Genomic DNA, 17,611 nt, shown 5'->3' on the forward strand with positions numbered 1-17,611 from the left:
AAAATCCGGGAATCCCATAGCTCCCCTTGTGGGAGAAGGTGGCGCAAAGCGCCGGATGAGGGGTTCTATCGGCGAATTCAACTGCGAGAGGGACTCGCGGAGAGAACCCCTCGCCCGTCTCGCCGCTAGCGCGACGAGCCACCCTCTCCCACAAGGGGAGAGGGAAAGGATCCCTCCTCCGCCAGCCTGAACCGCAGCGTGAACTCGGCGCCGCCGCCGGGGAGATTGTCCACCGCAACCGTTGCGGCGTGATCGTCGGCGACGCCGCGCACGATCGAAAGGCCGAGGCCCGCGCCGTCGCTGCGCTGGCGATCCCTGCGCCAGAAGCGCTGGAAGATCAGCTCGCGTTCGGCTTCCGTGATGCCCGGACCGCAATCGCGCACGCGCACCGAACCATCGTCGCCGACCTCGACGTCGACCGAGGTCTCCTTCGCGGTGAACTTGATGGCGTTTTCGGCGAGGTTGAAGACCGCGCGCTGGAGCATCTCGGAATTGCCGTGGATCATCACCGGCGCGTCGGCGCCCCGGAGCGCGATGTCCTTGTGCTGCGCGATCGCGAGCGGCGCGATTGCGCCGACCACCTCCGCACAGACAGCGCGCAAATCCGCGGTCTCGCCGGGATCGAGCACCAGCGTGTCGAGCTCGGCGATCTCCAGGAGCTGGGCGACGATCCGGCTCATGCCTTCGATGTCGTCATGCAGCGCCTGCCTCGCCGCACTGTTGCCGAGCGTCTCGATCCGCGTGCGCAGGATCGCAAGCGGCGTGCGCAGTTGATGCGCGGCGTCGGCCGTGAACTGGCGTTGCACGCGAAAGCCGTCCTCGAGACGATCCAGCGCCCGGTTGACGGCGGTGACGAGCGGCATGATCTCGCGCGGAATCTGCTCCGTCGGCAGGCGGATGTCGGTACGCGACGGGCCGATATTGCTGGCCTCCTCCGAGGCCATCCACAACGGCGCGATCGCGCGGCGGAAGATGATGATATCGATGGCGAGCAGGATCAGGAGAATGGGGATGGTGATCCAGCCGACCCGGCGGAAGAAGTTGGACACGATGTCGTCGGTGATGACGTCACGATGCGACAGGTCTTCCGCGACCTGAATGCGAACAATGGTGTCGCCGATCGTCTGGGTCACGTCGGCGCCGGAGATCGACCCTGATTCCACGTCACCGGTCTTCTTGTGCGACGAGAACAGGACGCGGCCGTCGGCATCGCGGATGTCGTACTGGTAGCGGCCATAGGCTTCCGAATAGAGGCCGCGCAGGCTGTCGGGCAGATTGAATGTCACCCTGCCGTCGGGCTGGACCGCGATACGCTCGGCCAGCGTCTCGGCCTGCGCGCGCATCGCCGCGCGATGCAGCTGGTCGATCTCGGAGTTCAAGAGCCAGAACAGGACCAGCGGCAGGAAGATCGCGACCACCGCGACCGCGATGATGTGCAAGAACACGATGCGCGAGATCAGCGATTTGAACGACGGCCTGGCGAACAACCCGGCGGCCACGCTATTTCTCCTCGGCCATCATGTAGCCGACGCCGCGGATGGTGTGGATCACGACCTTGGCGCCATGCTCGGCAAGTTGCTTGCGCAGCCGGGAAACGTACACCTCGACCGCATTCGAGGCGACCTCGCCATCGAGCCCGAAGATGTGATCCTCGACGTTCTTCTTCGGCACCACCCGCCCCTGCCGGCGCAGCAGGATCTCCAGCACCGAGGTCTCGCGCGACGAGATGATGCGCGGCTTGTCGTCGATGAAGATCTGGCGGCTCTCGGTATCGTAGACGAGATTGGCAAGATGCAGCGAGCGGCCGAGCAGCTGGCCCGGACGACGCAGGATCGCCTCCAGCCGCGCCACCAGCTCCTCCATCGCGAACGGTTTTGCCAGGTAATCGTCGGCGCCGCTGCGCAGGCCGTTGACGCGATCCTGCACGCCGCCGCGCGCGGTCAGCACCAGCACCGGCAGCGGTTCCATCTGCCGTCGCAGTTCGCGCAACACCGACAGGCCGTCGCCGTCGGGCAGGCCGAGATCGAGGATCATCGCGGCATAGCTGACATTGTGCACCGCCTCGCGCGCCTCCGCGGTGCTGCCCACGATATCGCTCTCATAGCCGGCCGCCGAAAGCCCGCTGGCCACGAGCTTCGACAGCTCGACATTATCTTCGACGATCAGAAGACGCATCATATTCCCGGCGGATGTTCCGGTGTCGCCGCACGGCTCGCGCCGCACCCTCGCTCTCATCCACCATTCCGGGCGTCTCGGCCAGCGAAAAACAACCCGACCGGCCGCTCGTCCATCTGTCAGGTTCATGTAAGCCCGAGCCGCGCGTATCGGCTGCGGAAGTCGCCCCATGCTTGATAGAACATTGCCGCGACAAGGCAAAGCCCCGGAGCTTTCGCTCCAGGGCCGTGCTCGTCAGCTGGGAACGCGCTTCGCTCAGCTCTGCGAATTGCGCGCCATGAAGTTGTCGTAGCCGACTTCGGCGACCTGGAACCACTGATAGCCGTTGTTCGAGAAGGCCGTCAACGACTCGTACACCTTCTTGAAGTCCGCGTTGGTGGACGAGACCTCCGCATGCAGCTCCTTGGCCGCCTTGAAGGAGGCCTGCATGATCTCCGGCGAGAACGGATGCAGCTTGGCGCCCGCGGCGAGCAAACGGCGCAACGCTTGCGGATTGGATTGATCGTACTTCGCCATCATCCAGTTGTTGGCAAAGTGCCCTGCCTGCTCGAGAATGCTCTGGTAGTATTTCGGCAGCGCATTCCACTTATCCTGATTAACGAAGGCGAGCAGGATCGGTCCGCCTTCCCACCAGCCGGGGAAGTAATAATGCGGCGCCACTTTGACGAAGCCGAGCTTCTCGTCGTCATACGGGCCGACCCATTCGGCAGCGTCGATGGTGCCCTTCTCCAGCGCCGGATAGATGTCGCCGCCGGCGATCTGCTGCGGCACCGCGCCGAGCTTCTGCAGGACCCGGCCGGCAAATCCGCCGATGCGGAATTTCAGACCTTTGAAGTCCTGAGGCGTCTTCACCTCCTTGCGAAACCAGCCGCCCATCTGGCAGCCGGTATTGCCGGCGAGCAGCGAGACGACGTTGTACTTCTTGTAGAACTCGTTAAGGATTTCCTTGCCGCCGCCGAGCATGTACCAGGCCTGGTTGATGCGCATGTTTGGCCCGAATGGCACCGACGAACCGAAAGTGAAGGTCGGGTCCTTGCCGAAATAGTAATAGGACGCCGTATGGCCGATCTCGCAGGTGCCGTTCTGCACGGCGTCGAGCACCTGGAGGCCGGGCACGATTTCGCCACCGGCGAAGGTCTGGATCTGGAATTTGTTGTCGGTGGCTTCGGCCACCATCTTGGCCATCATCTCGGCGCCGCCGTAGAGCGTGTCGAGCGATTTCGGCCAGCTCGTCGGCATGCGCCATTTGATTTCCGGCATCGACTGCGCGATCGCGGGCGCCGCGAGCGTGGCGGCGCCGGCCGCACCAAGTCCTGTGACCTTGATGAAGTCTCGTCTCTTCATGGTTTCCTGCCCTGATGGATGGTGATTGTGGGCCTTCTTGCCGAGGCTTGGCGGCCAGCATGGCGCAACGCTCTCGCAATTTCCATTGTGATCGCACTGCGGTAAAAGAAAAAGGGCCGGCCTTCTCCTGGGTCAGGCGGACACGGTCGCGATCATTTCGGATTAAGCGATGATCGCCTTTTGCCACTGTTTTGCCCGACGTGTCAAATGGCTTCGAAGCTCGGGCTGAGCCCAACTCCATCCACGCGTCATTGCGAGCGCAGCGAAGCAATCCAGAATCTTTCCGCGGAGGGACGCTGGATTGCTTCGCTGCGCTCGCAATGACGGCGTGGGAACAGACGCGCGCCAAACACCGATGTCGTTCCCGGGATTCGTCGTCAGGCAAATCGCAGCACTAACTTCGACTACGCGCCGATTACCCTTCCCTCCGATTTATCCCGCCCCGCCAAACCGTTGGCCGCCGCCACCGGGCAACATGCCATCACCCCGCCTCTACTGTGCATGGGGTTGTTTTGCGGATTTTTGTTCGGCATGCGCTGTCGCCACCGCGCCCGCGGCAATGAAAAGCCCGGCCTCGCGAGCGGGGCCGGGCGATTCAGTCTGACAGCTTGAGCGTTGGATCAGCCGCGGGTGCGCGAGCGGATCATGAAGCTGTCGTAGGTGTATTCGGCGACCTGCCACCACAGGTACTCGTCCGAGCGGTAGGCCTGCATGGCGTCGATCGACTTCTTGAAGTCGGGGTTCTTGGCCGAGATCTCGGCCCACAATTCGTTGGTGGCCTTGAGGCAGGCTTCGAGCACCTCGTTGGTGAAGGGACGAAGCTGGGTGCCGCCGGCGACCAGACGCTTCAGCGCGCCCGGGTTCACCATGTCGTAGCGCGCGGCCATCCAGGTGTTGGTGTTGACGGTCGCGTTGGTGAGGATCGCCTGATAGGCCTTCGGCAGCTCGTTCCACTTGTCGATATTGGCGAAGGCGTGAACGGTCGGACCGCCCTCCCAGAAGCCCGGATAGTAGTAGTACTTCGCGACCTTGGCGAAGCCGAGCTTCTCGTCATCGTAGGGGCCGACCCATTCGGCGGCGTCGATGGTGCCCTTCTCGAGCGACGGATAGATGTCGCCGCCGGCAAGCTGCTGCGGCACCACGCCGACCTTCTGGAGCACCTGACCGGCGATGCCGCCGATGCGGAATTTCAAGCCCGAGAGATCGGCAACCGTCTTGATCTCCTTGCGGAACCAGCCGCCCATCTGGGTGCCGGTGTTGCCGCAGGGGAAGCCGACCACGTTCGACTTCTTGAAGAACTCGTTGGCGAGCTCGTTGCCGCCGCCCTGGTACAGCCAGGAATTCTGCTGGCGCGCGTTGAGGCCGAAGGGCACCGACGCGAAGATCGCGAAGGTCGGGTCCTTGCCGACGTAGTAGTACGACACGGTGTGGCACATCTCGACGGTGCCCTTCTGCGTCGCATCCAGCGCCTGAAGGCCGGGAACGATTTCACCGGCCTGGAAGACCTGGATCTGGAACTTGTTGTCGGTCATTTCGGCGACGTACTTCGCCATCTGCTCGGCACCGCCGTAGATGGTGTCGAGCGACTTCGGGAAGCTCGAAGTCAGGCGCCACTTGATCTCGGGCGAGGACTGCGCAATCGCCGGCGAGGCCACCGCGGCGGTCGCCGCCGCACCTGCCGCCGACACTTTCAGAAAATCACGACGCTTCATCTTCAGGTCTCTCCTTGTTGGGGCGTTTCCCCTAACTTCCTCTTTGCTGCCGCTCATTCCGGCGACGCGATGTAGGCCGCGTCGAACTAGTGGGGCTTGACTGCCGTGGGCCTTTAACACGGAAGCCCCTGCCGCGGAACGCAACAATGGCATGACGGGGGGCGACGAAAGTCGCATGTCCCCGGACAATCGGCTCAGGCGGCTGCGATGACGCCCTTGAGCTGGTCCCGGACCTGTCCCGCGATGGCGCGATAGATCGCCGCATGGGGGCCGTCCGGCTCGCTGTCCACGACCGGATTGCCGGCGTCCGAGCTGGCGCGAATCGCCATGTGCAGCGGGATTTCGCCCAGGAACGGGACTGCGAGCTTCTCGGCCTCGTGGCGCGCCCCGCCATGGCCGAAGATATCGGATTTCGTGCCGCAATGCGGACACTGGAAGTAGCTCATGTTCTCGACGATGCCGAGCACGGGCACGTTGACCTTCTTGAACATGGCAAGCCCGCGCCGTGCATCGATCAGGGACAGGTCCTGCGGGGTCGAGACGATCACGGCGCCCTTCAGCGGCACGTTCTGCGCCAGCGTGAGCTGGGCATCGCCGGTGCCCGGCGGCATGTCGACGACGAGCACGTCGAGCGTGCCCCACGCGACGTCGCGCAGCATCTGCGTCACCGCCGACATCACCATCGGGCCGCGCCAGATCATCGCGGTCTCTTCCTCGACCAGGAAGCCGATCGACATGATGGCAAGGCCGAAGCGCCGGAGCGGAATCATCTTGCGCTCGGCGTCGAGCTCCGGCTTCTCGTGCAGGCCGGTCAGGCGCGGCATCGACGGGCCGTAGATGTCGGCATCGAGCAGCCCGACCTTGAGGCCGAGGTCGCGCAGGCCCAATGCCAGGTTGAGCGCGGTGGTCGATTTGCCGACGCCGCCCTTGCCCGAGGCCACCGCGATCACGGCGGCCACGCCCGGAATTTCGGACTGCCGCGCCATCGGCGATTGGGCACCGCCCTGCGGCGGCGGCTTGTGGGCATGGACCGGCTGCACACCGGGCGCGCCGCGGCTCGGGGTTGGCGGCGGTGGCGGTGCGGCGCCGGCCTTGCGCTCGGCAGTCAGCGCCACCATCGCGGTGGTGACGCCTGGAATGCTGCGTACGGCGGCCTCGGCTTCGGCACGGACGGATTCCCAGGCCCGCGCCTCGGCGGCATCGACATTGATCGAGAAGAACACCTTGCCGTCGGACGCGCTGATCGCGCTCAGCACATTGGCATTGGTGAGCGCGACCCCGCGGGGCGACTTGATCCTGGCGAGGCTATCGAGAACCTGTTGCTGCGTGACGCTCAATGCGCATCTCCTAAAGTTCAGGATGCCCCATTAGAGCGGAAACGGCCAAAAGGCTACTGCTTGCCGATATCGTCAGCCATCTCGGCGGCCCCGGGCACCTGGCAGGAGTCGAATTTCATGCCCTTTGAAGCCAGCCGCTGCCTAAGGTCCGCCATCCTAGCACAGGAGGCCGCCAAACGAAGCCGTTGCCCTCCGGCCGCAAGGGTTTATGGTGCGCCCGGTCCGCCCAAGAGCGGAACCTCAGGACCCCGGCTGGCGTCCCTCGCCCGGCTGCAACCGTAAAACTCAAGCTACGGACACACACATGGCTAAAGTCGCTTTCCTCGGTCTCGGCGTGATGGGCTTCCCCATGGCCGGACACCTCGTGAAAAAAGGGGGCCATGAGGTCACCGTCTACAACCGCACCGCGGCCAAGGCGAAGGAATGGGCGGACAAGTTCGGCGGCAACACCGCGGCGACCCCGAAGGCCGCGGCCGAGGGCCAGGATTTCGTGATGTGCTGCGTCGGCAACGACAACGATTTGCGCGCGGTCGCGATCGGCGCAGACGGCGCCTTTGCCGGCATGAAGAAGGGCGCGACCTTCGTCGATCACACCACCGCTTCCGCCGAAGTCGCGCGCGAGCTCGATGCGGCTGCGACCAAGGCCGGCTTCAAGTTCATCGACGCTCCCGTCTCCGGCGGCCAGGCCGGTGCCGAGAACGGCGTGTTGACGGTGATGTGCGGCGGCACCGAGGGCGCCTATGCCGGGGCCGAGCCGATCATCACAGGCGCCTACGCCCGGATGTGCAAACTGCTCGGGCCCGCAGGCTCCGGCCAGCTGACCAAGATGGTCAACCAGATCTGCATCGCCGGCCTCGTGCAGGGCCTCTCCGAGGGTATCCATTTCGCCAAGAAGAGTGGCCTCGACGTCGCCGCAGTGATCGAGACCATCTCCAAGGGCGCCGCGCAATCGTGGCAGATGGAGAACCGCTACAAGACCATGAACGACGACAAGTACGATTTCGGCTTCGCGGTCGAATGGATGCGCAAGGACCTCTCGATCTCGCTGGCCGAAGCCCGCCGCAACGGCGCCAATCTGCCTGTCACCGCGCTGGTCGACCAGTTCTATGCTGAGGTCGAGAAGATGGGCGGCAAGCGCTGGGATACGTCGAGCCTGCTCGCGCGCCTCAATCGCTGACCTGACACTGCCTTGCTGACCGCGATCGCCGCCATCTTCATCCTGACCTATGTGGCGATCGCGTTCGAGCATCCCCTAGGGATCAGCAAGACTGCAACCGCGCTTCTCGGCGCGGGACTGCTGTGGACGATCTACGCGGTCAGGATCGGCGATCACGCGCTGGTCAGCCATCAGCTCGACGAATCGGTCGCCTCCACCGCACAGATCGTGTTCTTCCTGATCGGCGCGATGACCATCGTCGAGGTGATCGACGCCCATGACGGCTTCGAGGTCATCACCTCGCGCATCAACACCACGAGCCAGGTCACACTCATGTGGCTGGTTGGCTTCGTGGCGTTCTTCCTGAGCGCGATCCTGGACAATCTGACCACGACCATCGTCATGGTTTCGCTGGTCCAGCGTCTCATCGCCAGACGCGAGGACCGCCTGCTGTTCGCCTCCCTCATCGTCATCGCCGCCAATGCCGGCGGCGCATGGACCGTGATCGGCGACGTCACCACGACCATGCTGTGGATCGGCGGACAGATCACGCCGTTGAACATCATGCGCGTAGTGTTCCTGCCCTCCCTGGTCAATCTGCTGGTGCCGCTGGCCTTCATCAGCCTGTCGCTCAGGGGCAAGACCGTCGCGGCACCGTCGAGGGACACCGGATTGCTCGCCGTCGACCGGTTCGAGCGCAATCTGATGTTCTATCTCGGGCTCGGCGTGCTGATCGCGGTGCCGGCCTTCAAGACGGTCACGCACCTGCCGCCCTTCATGGGCGTGCTGCTCGGCCTCGGCATCGTCTGGCTGGTCGGCGAGGTCGTTCATCGCGACAAGGACGAGCACGTGCGCGGTCCCCTCTCGCTCGCGCATGCGCTGACCCGGATTGACATGGGCTCGATCGTGTTCTTCCTCGGCATTCTGCTGGCGGTCGCCTGCCTCGAGCATGCCGGCCTCCTGACGATGCTGGCCCGATGGCTGGAGGCGACCATCGGCCGCCAGGACGTCATCGTCGTCGTGCTCGGCCTGCTCAGTGCGATCATCGACAACGTGCCGCTGGTCGCAGCGACCATGGGAATGTACGACCTCGGCCACTACCCGCCGGACACCTTCCTCTGGGAGTTCATCGCCTATTGCGCCGGCACCGGCGGCTCGATCCTGATCATCGGCTCTGCCGCGGGCGTTGCAGCCATGGGGCTCGAGCGGATCGAGTTCCTCTGGTACGCCCGCCGCATCGCCGTGCCTGCGCTTGCGGGCTATCTGGCCGGCGCCGTGGTCTACGTCGCGCAGCATGCCTGGCTGCATTGAGGGGCGACTGCCGGATCCAATTTAACGCCGGGTTAACGTAATTCTTTAGCTCCTTAAGTCACCTCTTAAGGATTTCTTGCCAGAGATAGACAATGCAGAAGGCCCGTGTCCGACGTGGGCAGGAATCGTTGTTGCTTGATGAGTAACCCCGCTGAAAAGCCTGAAGTTGTGCAGCTTCCGGCCGAGCCAATCAGCGCTCCGTCGGCGAGCAGCCGAAGGGCTGCGTCGCAGCGGGTGCGCGAGGCGCGCGATAAGTTAACGTCGACCAGCGGAACCCGGCCGGCCTTCGACGCCGAGCTGTTGCGCCAATATGCCCAGACGCGACTGTCCGCCTCCTATGTCGTGCTGCTGCTGGTGGTCGCCACCGGCGTGCTGTTCGGACTGTGGATGCAGCCGATCCCGGCCGCGGCCTGGACCGCCGGCATGATCTGCCTTCACGGGGCGATGATCCGCAGCTGCCGCCGCTTCCTGGCCGAGCCTGCCTCACCTGCGGCGACGCGTACTTGGCGGACACGCTTTGTCGTGCTCGATCTGCTCTACGGCCTGTGCTGGATGGCGATCCTGATTCATCCCGTGCTCGACATGGTCACGGAATCGCTGATGATGTTCCTGATGCTGCTGGTGATCGCAGTGTCGAGCATGTTGGCGGCCAATCTGCCGATCGCAGCCCTTGCCGCCACCGCGCCGGTTGCTGTCGCAATGGCGTTGAGCTTTGCGATGAGCGGTTCGCTCGACAACTATATCCTGGCCGGGCTCGCGCTCGCGGCCGAAGGCTATTTCGTGCTGCTGGCACATCGCCTGCACTCCTCGACCTTCGCTACGCTCGAGGCGCGCGCCGAGAAGGACGCGCTGATCGGCGAGCTTGAACAGGCCAAGGCGATCTCCGACGAGGCGCGCCACCGTGCCGAATCCGCCAACGTCGCCAAATCGCGGTTCCTCGCACAGATGAGCCATGAGCTGCGCACGCCGCTCAATGCCATTCTCGGCTTCTCCGAGGTGATGAAAAGCGAGATCTTTGGCGCGCATGCGGTTCCGGTCTACAAGGAATACTCCGCCGACATCCATAATTCCGGCGTGCACCTGCTCAACCTCATCAACGAGATCCTCGATCTGTCGCGGATCGAGGCCGGCCGCTACGAATTGAACGAGGAAGCGGTGTCGCTGGTCGGAATCGTCGCCGACTGCCATCATCTGATGAAGCTGCGCGCATCCAGCCGCGGCATCACCATCCACGAGGTGTTCGAGCACGCCATGCCGCGGCTTTGGGCCGACGAGCGCGCGATCCGCCAGGTCGTGCTCAACCTGCTCTCCAATTCGATCAAGTTCACCCCGCAAGGCGGCGAGATCTGGCTCAAGGCCGGCTGGACCGCTTCGGGCGGGCAATATCTGTCGGTGAAGGACTCCGGTCCCGGCATCCCCGAGGACGAGATCCCGGTCGTGCTCGCCTCGTTCGGCCAGGGCTCCAACTCGATCAAATCGGCCGAACAAGGCGCGGGCCTCGGTCTGCCCATCGCCAAGAACCTGATCGATCTGCATGGCGGCACGTTCACGCTGAAGTCGAAGCTGCGCATCGGCACCGAGGTGATCGTCACCTTCCCGCCGGAGCGCGTGATGAGCGCGCTCGCGCCGCTGTCGGAGGATGCGCCGCCGCTCCAGCCGGAGAGTGCCATGGTGCCCGACGAGAAGCGCCGGCCGCGCCACAAGCCGATCATGAGCGCGGGCACGGGCTCGTAAACACATGCTTGCAGACATGCCCGCCAATCCTTCACTATGCCCGGATGAGCAAAGAAACGCCGTGTGTCGCCGTCTGCATGATCGATCCCAGGACCAAGCTGTGCTTCGGCTGCGGCCGGACATTGCCGGAGATCGCGCGCTGGCACGCCATGGAGAGCGCGGAACGGCTCTCAGTGATGGCGCTGTTGCCAGCGCGCCTGGCCGATGCCGGCCTGCAGCCGATCGCGGCATCGTCGAAACGCACCTGACCGGTGAGCGTGCCATCGGAGGCGCGCGATGATCCGCTTCCTGCTCGTTCTCATCACGCTCGCCGCCACGGCCGGCGCCGTGGTCGCCTATGGCGATCCCGACCAGATCGCGCGCGCGAGCCACAAGGTCTCGCACATTTTTCGCGCGCAAACGCCAACGCCTGCCCCCGCCGTGCAAATCCCACGCGGCCAGGGCGGCGAGTTCGCGCTGCGCGCCAAGATCAACGGCGTGGCCGCACCCATGGTGATCGATACCGGCGCCACCTCCGTGGTGCTGACCTGGGAAACCGCGAAAGCGATCGGGCTGCCACTCGATATGCTCGAATATGACGTCGATCTCGAGACCGCCGGCGGCCGCACCAAGGCGGCGCGGCTCACGATCGACCGTCTCTCCGTCGGCCATCTCGTCGAGAAATCGGTGCCGGCCCTCGTCGTCCAGCGCGGGCAGATGAAGACTAATCTGCTCGGCATGAGCTTCCTCGACCGCCTGGAGAGCTGGGGCGTGCGGTCCGATACGCTAATGCTCACCGGCTACCCGGAGCTCCAGAGCAGCCACCGCCGCTCGCGGACGGCGGTCGATTAAGGGCGGCGCTCGCCGTCCGCGCACGATCACTTCGACAGACCCGTCAGCCATCCACCGAACGACCACGGCTGTGGCATTTACGCCATTTACAAACCGTCTAGTCGGTTTATAAGGGAACTGTTCCCGGATCGGGGTTGGACGTGCGCCGCTCTGCGTGACGGAGGCGGCCGAGTGGGAGATTGAAAATGATGACTACCAGAGCCGCCTTACGCCGCGCGATGCGCACCCTGCCCTTTGCCGCGGCATTCGCCGCAGGCAGCGCCAGCGCAGCCGATCTGTCGCCGCGTTACGCCGCGCCGGCCTACACGGCACCGCAGCCTGTCTATTCCTGGACCGGCCTCTATGCCGGTCTCAACGCCGGCTACGCCGAGAGCGGCGACAACGCCTTCAGCAATCTCGTCGGGGTGAGCGGCGGCAAGGTCAAGGGCGCGCTCGGTGGTGTGCAGATCGGCTACAACTACCAGCTCTCGCCGATGTTCGTGGTTGGCATCGAGAACGACTTCGAAGGCGGAGACATCAAGAACCACGACGCGATCAACAGCGCCGCGATCAGCCTGCCCTGGTACATGACCGGCCGCGCCCGCGCCGGCATCGCGACGATGGATTCACGGCTGCTGTTCATCGGGACCGCAGGTCTTGCCGCCGGCGAATTGAAGGACGGCCCGATCAACAAGATGAAGATGGGCTGGACCGCGGGCGGCGGCGTGGAATGGGCGTTCCTGCCGAAATGGTCGGCCAAGGCCGAGTATCTCTACACCGAGTTCAAGCACGACGACCTGCCGGATTGGAACGCTGCGAAATTCCACAGCTTCCGCGTCGGCGTGAACTACCATTTCGACCTGTTCCGCTGAGCATAATCGAGAGAGAGAGAGAGAGAGAGAGACGGATTCTGCGATCCGGCTCTTTCTCGTGGCTAGGCGGCCTCCGCCGGCGCGCGTGCACCAACACGCGCGATCGCATCACGCAAGACGTCGACGCCGGCGCCCGGCTTCACACCGTGCTCGGCGAGATGGCGGCGGAAGGCGCGCGCGCCGGGCACAGCGTGGAACGCACCGACGAAGTGGCGCGTGATGGCATGCAGTCGCGTGCCGCGCGCGAGCTGCGCCTCGATGTAGGGCATCATCGCCTCGAACGCGTCCTGTATGGACGCATGTGGTGCCGCCTCGTCGAACAGCTCGGGATCAACCGAGAGCAGCCGCCACGGCTCCTGATAGGCGGCACGGCCGAGCATCACGCCGTCGACATGCGCAAGATGCGCTTTCGCCTCCTCGATACTCGGAACGCCGCCGTTGATGATGACGGGCACATCCGGCATCGCGCGCTTGAGCCGATAGACGCGGTCATAGTCGAGCGGCGGGATATCGCGGTTCTCCTTCGGCGACAAACCGTTCAGCCAGGCCTTCCGGGCGTGCACGATCAGCGCGTCGCAGCCCGCAGCGACCACCGCGTGCGCCAACGTATCGAGCGCGACTTCCGGATCCTGGTCGTCGATGCCAATGCGGCATTTCACCGTGACGGGAATTGAGACTGCGCGCTTCATCGCCTCGACACATCGCGCGACGAGCTCCGGCTCCGCCATCAGACAGGCGCCGAAGCGTCCGTCCTTCACGCGATCGGACGGGCAGCCCACATTGAGATTGATCTCGTCGTAGCCAAAACCCTCGCCGATCCGCGCGGCTTCAGCGAGGTCGCGCGGATCCGAGCCGCCAAGCTGTAGCGCCACCGGATGCTCGGTCGCGTCGAAGCCGAGCAGCCGCTCCCGGTCGCCATGAATGATGGCGCCGGTGGTCAGCATCTCCGTATAGAGCAACCCCCGCCGTGTCAGGTGTCGGTGGAACACCCGGCAGTGCCGGTCTGTCCAATCCATCATGGGGGCAACGGAAAATACGTGAGCTAACATGTTGTTTTCATTAAGTTTTACGACCTCTGTCGGTCCAATCGACTTTGGTCCGACGGACAATCTGAAGCGTTAGAGCTAAAGCATTCTCCTTTCTTTTCAACGGTTTAATCTGATCGCTCGATTATTTCCGCTTATTTCGACCATGCCCGGTACTGCACGGCAGTACAAAAATGCCCGTGCAGTACCGCTCCTCGACAAAGTGTTTTGGCTACGCCAGCTCGTCGAATTTGAAATGGGAATGGCACTGCCGTGACTTAGACGCCTGACCGGTCAGCGGTGCGCGCGAGACCTATGTGGGTTCGTTCGGCGTAACCGCCCGATCAGAAAACAGATCACGCGTACCCAACACCTTGTAACCTATCGCCTGATAGCCAACACGGCGTTTCGCAGCCATGCGGGCCAGGACCGGCACTCTCATGTCGGCATAATCATAAATGATCACCTCGCGCTTGACGTCGTTGAGACGATGCAACCGTCCGGCGTACTGAGCGAGGGTACCTTTCCAAGCAATTGGCATGGTAAGAAAGAGGGTGTCGAGGCGGGAATCATCGAAACCTTCGCCGAGATAACGTCCGGTCGCGACAATGACACGTTCCTCGGCTTGGGGAATTGCAGCGAGCCGCGCGGCTATGTCGCGGCGTTGCTTTTCGCTTTGCCCACCGCGCAATACGACGACATGTTTTGCGAAACGCTCAAGACGCTTTGCGATGATCTCCAAATGGGCGGTACGCTCGGTTATCACGACGGGTGAACGGCCCGCTTCCAGCGCAGTCAAGACGTCATCAAATATGAGATCATTGCGTGCTTCATCGGCAATCATTTCCTTGAAAACTTCCTGGATAGAAGGGACCGAAGTGTCCAATGCCGTTTGAAGTTGGAAGCCGGTATCCCTGATCCGCACCACGTGATCGAATGGGCGCTTGGCTGCCTCGGATCGCGCATCTACGCGATGGCGGACGGGACCACATTGCATAACGATGATCGGGTGATGTCCGTCTTTTCGCGTAACCGTCGCTGACAGGCCGAGGACATAGCGGGCCTTGCTGCGGCGCGCGACCAATTCGAAGCTTACAGCCGACAGATGGTGGCATTCGTCGACGACGAGATGCCCATAATTGCCGACGATATCATCGACTTCAAGCTTGCGAACCAGGCTCTGAATCAAGGCGACGTCACGCGGCATATTTGAGAACGCGGTGAGCCTCTCGATCCATTGATCCATGAGCTGACGGCGATGAACGAGGACCAATGTATTCCGCCCGCGTTCGGCCATCATCCGGATGGCTAAGATCGTCTTTCCGAACGCCGTCGTTGCCGCGAGCACACCGGTATCATGCGGCAACAGGGCCGCTATCGCGGTTTCCTGATCGGAGCGCAATTCACCAGTGAAGGCAAATGGGATCGCCGCACCGGAAAAACGGCAATCTTCGATTGTTACTGTAATTCCAAATGACGCAAGCAGATCTAGTACGGCGTCGAAGCAGCCGCGAGGCAGCGCAACGTGATGGCTGGTCAACTCTGCGCAAGAGATGATCCGGGGCTTGTCATGGGTCGATCGGCGCATTGCTTGTGCGGCATAAAATTCGGGATTCTGGAATGCCGCCAGGCGAATCAGGCGCGCGATCAGCGACGGTGGCAGCGCGTGACGCGGGAGGTAGATCTGGTCCGCCTGTACGACAGTGATCGCACCCGGCAATGGCTCGCGGATTGCTGGCGGCGCCTGTCGCCGCGACGGCGGGGCTAGCCACGGTTCTTCGTCTTCGTCTGCGAGAGGAATACGCACACCCAGAATTTTTCCAGATGCACTTGCTTCCTCGACCAGATGTTCCACCTTTGCTCGCGGCATAGCTGCAATCGCGGACAGGAAGGCCCACTGATCCGGATACGGCGAACAAGAATCGTCGATGAACTCGCTGTTGCCAGAACTTCGCGCGAGCCCCTGAAGAGGCAAAGCAATCAGGTTGCCGAAGCCACCCGCTGGCATGATATCCTGACTCGGAAAAAACCGATCGTAGGATCCGAATCCGATATCGGGGACTCGTTCCATCGCGTCGGTAATCAGGAAGGCCCCAAGACGGCGCGCCAATGCCGCTGAGATCGGCTCGTCGAAAAAGATCCAGGCGTGAGCACCGTTTCCGGATCGGGACCGCTCAATGGCAACAGGTATTCCATGACGCTCGCAGGCGTCCCTAAACGCAAAGGCATCCCTTCGCCAATCCCCTTCGTCGAAATCCGCGGCCAGGAACGAACAGGCGTTGTCCGCAAGCATCGGATAGACGCCCATCACAAACGGGGCGCCGTTCGGGTCGGTTCCGCGGAGATGGCGTTCGATTGCCACGTCGTCTACGGGCAGGAATGCCTGATTTGGACATGCTGAACATTTGACTCTCGGTTTTTCGCAGATCCCACGGCGCCATTCATTCGCGCAGGCGGGTGCGTAGCCGCTCCGCTCCGTCGTACGGTTCTCCCAACGGATAGGGTAGACATCTGAGCGGCCGCGGAAGAGCCGGCGAAACAGCGCAAGCTTCTTCTCGATTGGCGAATTCCGGTCCGTGGGATCGCCAGCGTGTCCCGAAGGGACCACCTTGATTGGCTCGGTCTCCTCACTCCGCATCGATTGTAAGGTGTTGATCTCGGCTACGACATCCGCACGCTCGCGCTCCATCGCGGTAAGCCGGGCCCTGAGTTCAGTAATTCTGGCGTTTGTTTGCTTCATCGCGAAGGCTGTAGTGCGCCGATGTTTATTCTCCCGAATAATACCAATCCTGAAGCAGCAATTTAACTCAAAGATCGCCAATCGCCGGTCTCGGCACCAGCAGTCGAAAGGAGTTGCCGACTCATACAAAATTTTGTATAGTCAGTTTTAATGATTGATCTCAAGCCGGTCGAATTCCGAGGCAGCGCACTCGACGATTTGCGTGCGTTTCCACAAGCGGCTCGGCGCGAGGCGGGGCATCAACTCGATCAAGTCCAGCATGGGCGCGAGCCCGACGACTGGAAGCCCATGAATACGGTTGGCCGAGGGGTGCGGGAAATTCGGATTCGCGATGCCGCGGGAGCATTCAGAGTGCTGTATGTAGCGAAGTTTGATGATGCCGTTTACGTGCTGCACTGCTTCCAGAAAAAGACGCAGAAAACGAGCAAAGCGGATCTGAACTTGGCTGCGCAGCGTTACCGCGATTTATTAAAGGAGCTAGGTCAATGAGCAAGAAACGCTTCGACAATGTGTGGGATGCAATTGAGGATACACCTGCGCAGGCTGAGAACATGAAGCTCCGTTCGGCGTTGATCATGGCTTTGAAGGCTCATATCGCTCGGACAGGGCTAAGCCAATCGGAAGCTGCCAAGCTGCTAGGTGTTACCCAGCCGCGTATCTCTGATCTCATGCGCGGCAAGATCGAATTGTTTGGCCTCGATACCTTGGTCAATATGATCGGAGCTGCCGGCCTGCATGTTGAAATGCGCATCTCGGACGCAGCCTAAATCAAACGCCGCTCGCCGCGGGCGCGGTACAGCATTTGGTACTGCACGGCTGACTACGACCCCGCTTAAATGCTGATCGTATTTCCCTTTTTGAGATGTCCCGATCCAATCCATCATGGGTGCAACGGAAAACAGATATCTTTTTGATTTCAATGACATACCTATGTAGGACGCACTCAGCCTGAAGCTCTTACCCGCACCTCCTAGCGCTTTGCAACATCATCCTCAAGATCGTGCTTGCAGGCAATCGATTTGAGAATCGCGACCATCAAGAGACGTCGCCGCGACCGCATTTTGCGGGCTGGCGTCGTTTGGGAGCGTGCTGTTGTCCGACGACGTCGGGTCGTTCACGGCGTTGGTGCGTTTCGCCGAAGCGGCCTTCAGGCCGCCACCAGTGTTCGTTCGCGCTCAAGGACGAAGCCGTGTCTTTTTGACCGGGCCCACTCCCACATGAGCTCGACGGGCAGGCGGTAGGGGAATTCCAGCTCGGTGGCGGGATCGACGACCACAAGCCCGTCGGGCCTGGCGACTTGTGAGGCGATTTTTGCCCAGATACTTGGTGCGCGCCACACCGACTGGGATCGGAAGGCCGAGCTCGATGCGCACGCACTAGAGCGTTAGCCCATCT

14 protein-coding genes and 1 pseudogene are annotated in these 17,611 nt (G+C 62.6%); 8 read left to right on the forward strand and 7 right to left on the reverse strand.

Annotated elements, in window-relative coordinates; all coding sequences use genetic code 11:
• Positions 1-125 precede the first annotated feature (125 nt).
• The 5 genes from FXB38_RS26810 to FXB38_RS26830 all read right to left on the reverse strand — a co-directional run bounded on the left by FXB38_RS26810 (position 126) and on the right by FXB38_RS26830 (position 6,568).
• Positions 126-1,499: a sensor histidine kinase gene (locus FXB38_RS26810; RefSeq protein ID WP_148753944.1), complete on the reverse strand. Its 1,374-nt coding sequence runs from the start codon at positions 1,497-1,499 to the stop codon at positions 126-128.
• 1 nt (position 1,500) lies between these two features.
• A complete protein-coding gene (locus tag FXB38_RS26815) occupies positions 1,501-2,175 on the reverse strand; it encodes a response regulator transcription factor (RefSeq protein WP_148753957.1) in 675 nt (224 codons plus the stop codon).
• 255 nt (positions 2,176-2,430) lie between these two features.
• Positions 2,431-3,519, reverse strand: a complete 1,089-nt coding sequence (locus tag FXB38_RS26820; protein ID WP_148753945.1) for a TRAP transporter substrate-binding protein — start codon at positions 3,517-3,519, stop codon at positions 2,431-2,433.
• Positions 3,520-4,139: 620 nt separating this feature from the next.
• Positions 4,140-5,231: a TRAP transporter substrate-binding protein gene (locus FXB38_RS26825; RefSeq protein WP_148753946.1), complete on the reverse strand. Its 1,092-nt coding sequence runs from the start codon at positions 5,229-5,231 to the stop codon at positions 4,140-4,142.
• A gap of 194 nt (positions 5,232-5,425) precedes the next feature.
• On the reverse strand, positions 5,426-6,568 hold the full coding sequence (locus FXB38_RS26830) for an Mrp/NBP35 family ATP-binding protein (RefSeq protein ID WP_148753947.1): 1,143 nt from the start codon (positions 6,566-6,568) through the stop codon (positions 5,426-5,428).
• Between the two features lie 280 nt (positions 6,569-6,848).
• On the opposite strand from FXB38_RS26830, the pseudogene FXB38_RS26835 reads away from it, so the two are divergent.
• The 6 genes and pseudogenes from FXB38_RS26835 to FXB38_RS26860 all read left to right on the forward strand — a co-directional run.
• Positions 6,849-7,745, forward strand: a pseudogene (locus tag FXB38_RS26835) (NAD(P)-dependent oxidoreductase); the annotation flags it as partial.
• 12 nt (positions 7,746-7,757) lie between these two features.
• Positions 7,758-9,035 carry a sodium:proton antiporter NhaD gene (gene nhaD / locus FXB38_RS26840; protein WP_148753949.1) on the forward strand — a complete coding sequence of 426 codons (1,278 nt, stop codon included), beginning with the start codon at positions 7,758-7,760 and terminating at the stop codon, positions 9,033-9,035.
• Between the two features lie 138 nt (positions 9,036-9,173).
• Complete coding sequence (locus tag FXB38_RS26845) at positions 9,174-10,769, forward strand: sensor histidine kinase (RefSeq protein ID WP_148753950.1); 1,596 nt, start codon at positions 9,174-9,176, stop codon at positions 10,767-10,769.
• A gap of 44 nt (positions 10,770-10,813) precedes the next feature.
• Positions 10,814-11,017 (forward strand): DUF1289 domain-containing protein, encoded by a 204-nt coding sequence (locus tag FXB38_RS26850; protein ID WP_148753951.1) that lies wholly within the window; start codon positions 10,814-10,816, stop codon positions 11,015-11,017.
• 28 nt (positions 11,018-11,045) lie between these two features.
• A complete protein-coding gene (locus FXB38_RS26855) occupies positions 11,046-11,600 on the forward strand; it encodes a TIGR02281 family clan AA aspartic protease (RefSeq protein WP_148753952.1) in 555 nt (184 codons plus the stop codon).
• Between the two features lie 188 nt (positions 11,601-11,788).
• Complete coding sequence (locus tag FXB38_RS26860) at positions 11,789-12,451, forward strand: outer membrane protein (RefSeq protein ID WP_187435169.1); 663 nt, start codon at positions 11,789-11,791, stop codon at positions 12,449-12,451.
• Positions 12,452-12,513: 62 nt separating this feature from the next.
• On the opposite strand, the gene dusA is transcribed toward FXB38_RS26860, so the two are convergent.
• Together dusA and FXB38_RS26870 are read right to left on the reverse strand one after the other, a co-directional pair.
• Positions 12,514-13,500 carry a tRNA dihydrouridine(20/20a) synthase DusA gene (dusA, locus tag FXB38_RS26865; RefSeq protein WP_148753954.1) on the reverse strand — a complete coding sequence of 329 codons (987 nt, stop codon included), beginning with the start codon at positions 13,498-13,500 and terminating at the stop codon, positions 12,514-12,516.
• 289 nt (positions 13,501-13,789) lie between these two features.
• Positions 13,790-16,297, reverse strand: a complete 2,508-nt coding sequence (locus FXB38_RS26870) for a TOTE conflict system archaeo-eukaryotic primase domain-containing protein (protein ID WP_246230170.1) — start codon at positions 16,295-16,297, stop codon at positions 13,790-13,792.
• 69 nt (positions 16,298-16,366) lie between these two features.
• Between FXB38_RS26870 and FXB38_RS26875 the strand changes: the two genes are divergently transcribed.
• Entirely contained in the window at positions 16,367-16,705 is a 339-nt protein-coding gene (locus FXB38_RS26875) for a type II toxin-antitoxin system RelE/ParE family toxin (protein WP_148753955.1), read from the forward strand.
• The gene (locus FXB38_RS26880) at positions 16,702-16,983 is read left to right on the forward strand and encodes a helix-turn-helix domain-containing protein (protein WP_148753956.1); all 282 of its coding nucleotides are present in this window, start codon (positions 16,702-16,704) and stop codon (positions 16,981-16,983) included. The genes FXB38_RS26875 and FXB38_RS26880 overlap by 4 nt, the downstream gene beginning before the upstream one ends.
• Positions 16,984-17,611 lie beyond the last annotated feature (628 nt).

The sequence above is a fragment of the Bradyrhizobium cytisi genome (genome assembly GCF_008123515.1).
GTDB classification, from domain to species: Bacteria; Pseudomonadota; Alphaproteobacteria; order Rhizobiales; family Xanthobacteraceae; genus Bradyrhizobium; species Bradyrhizobium cytisi.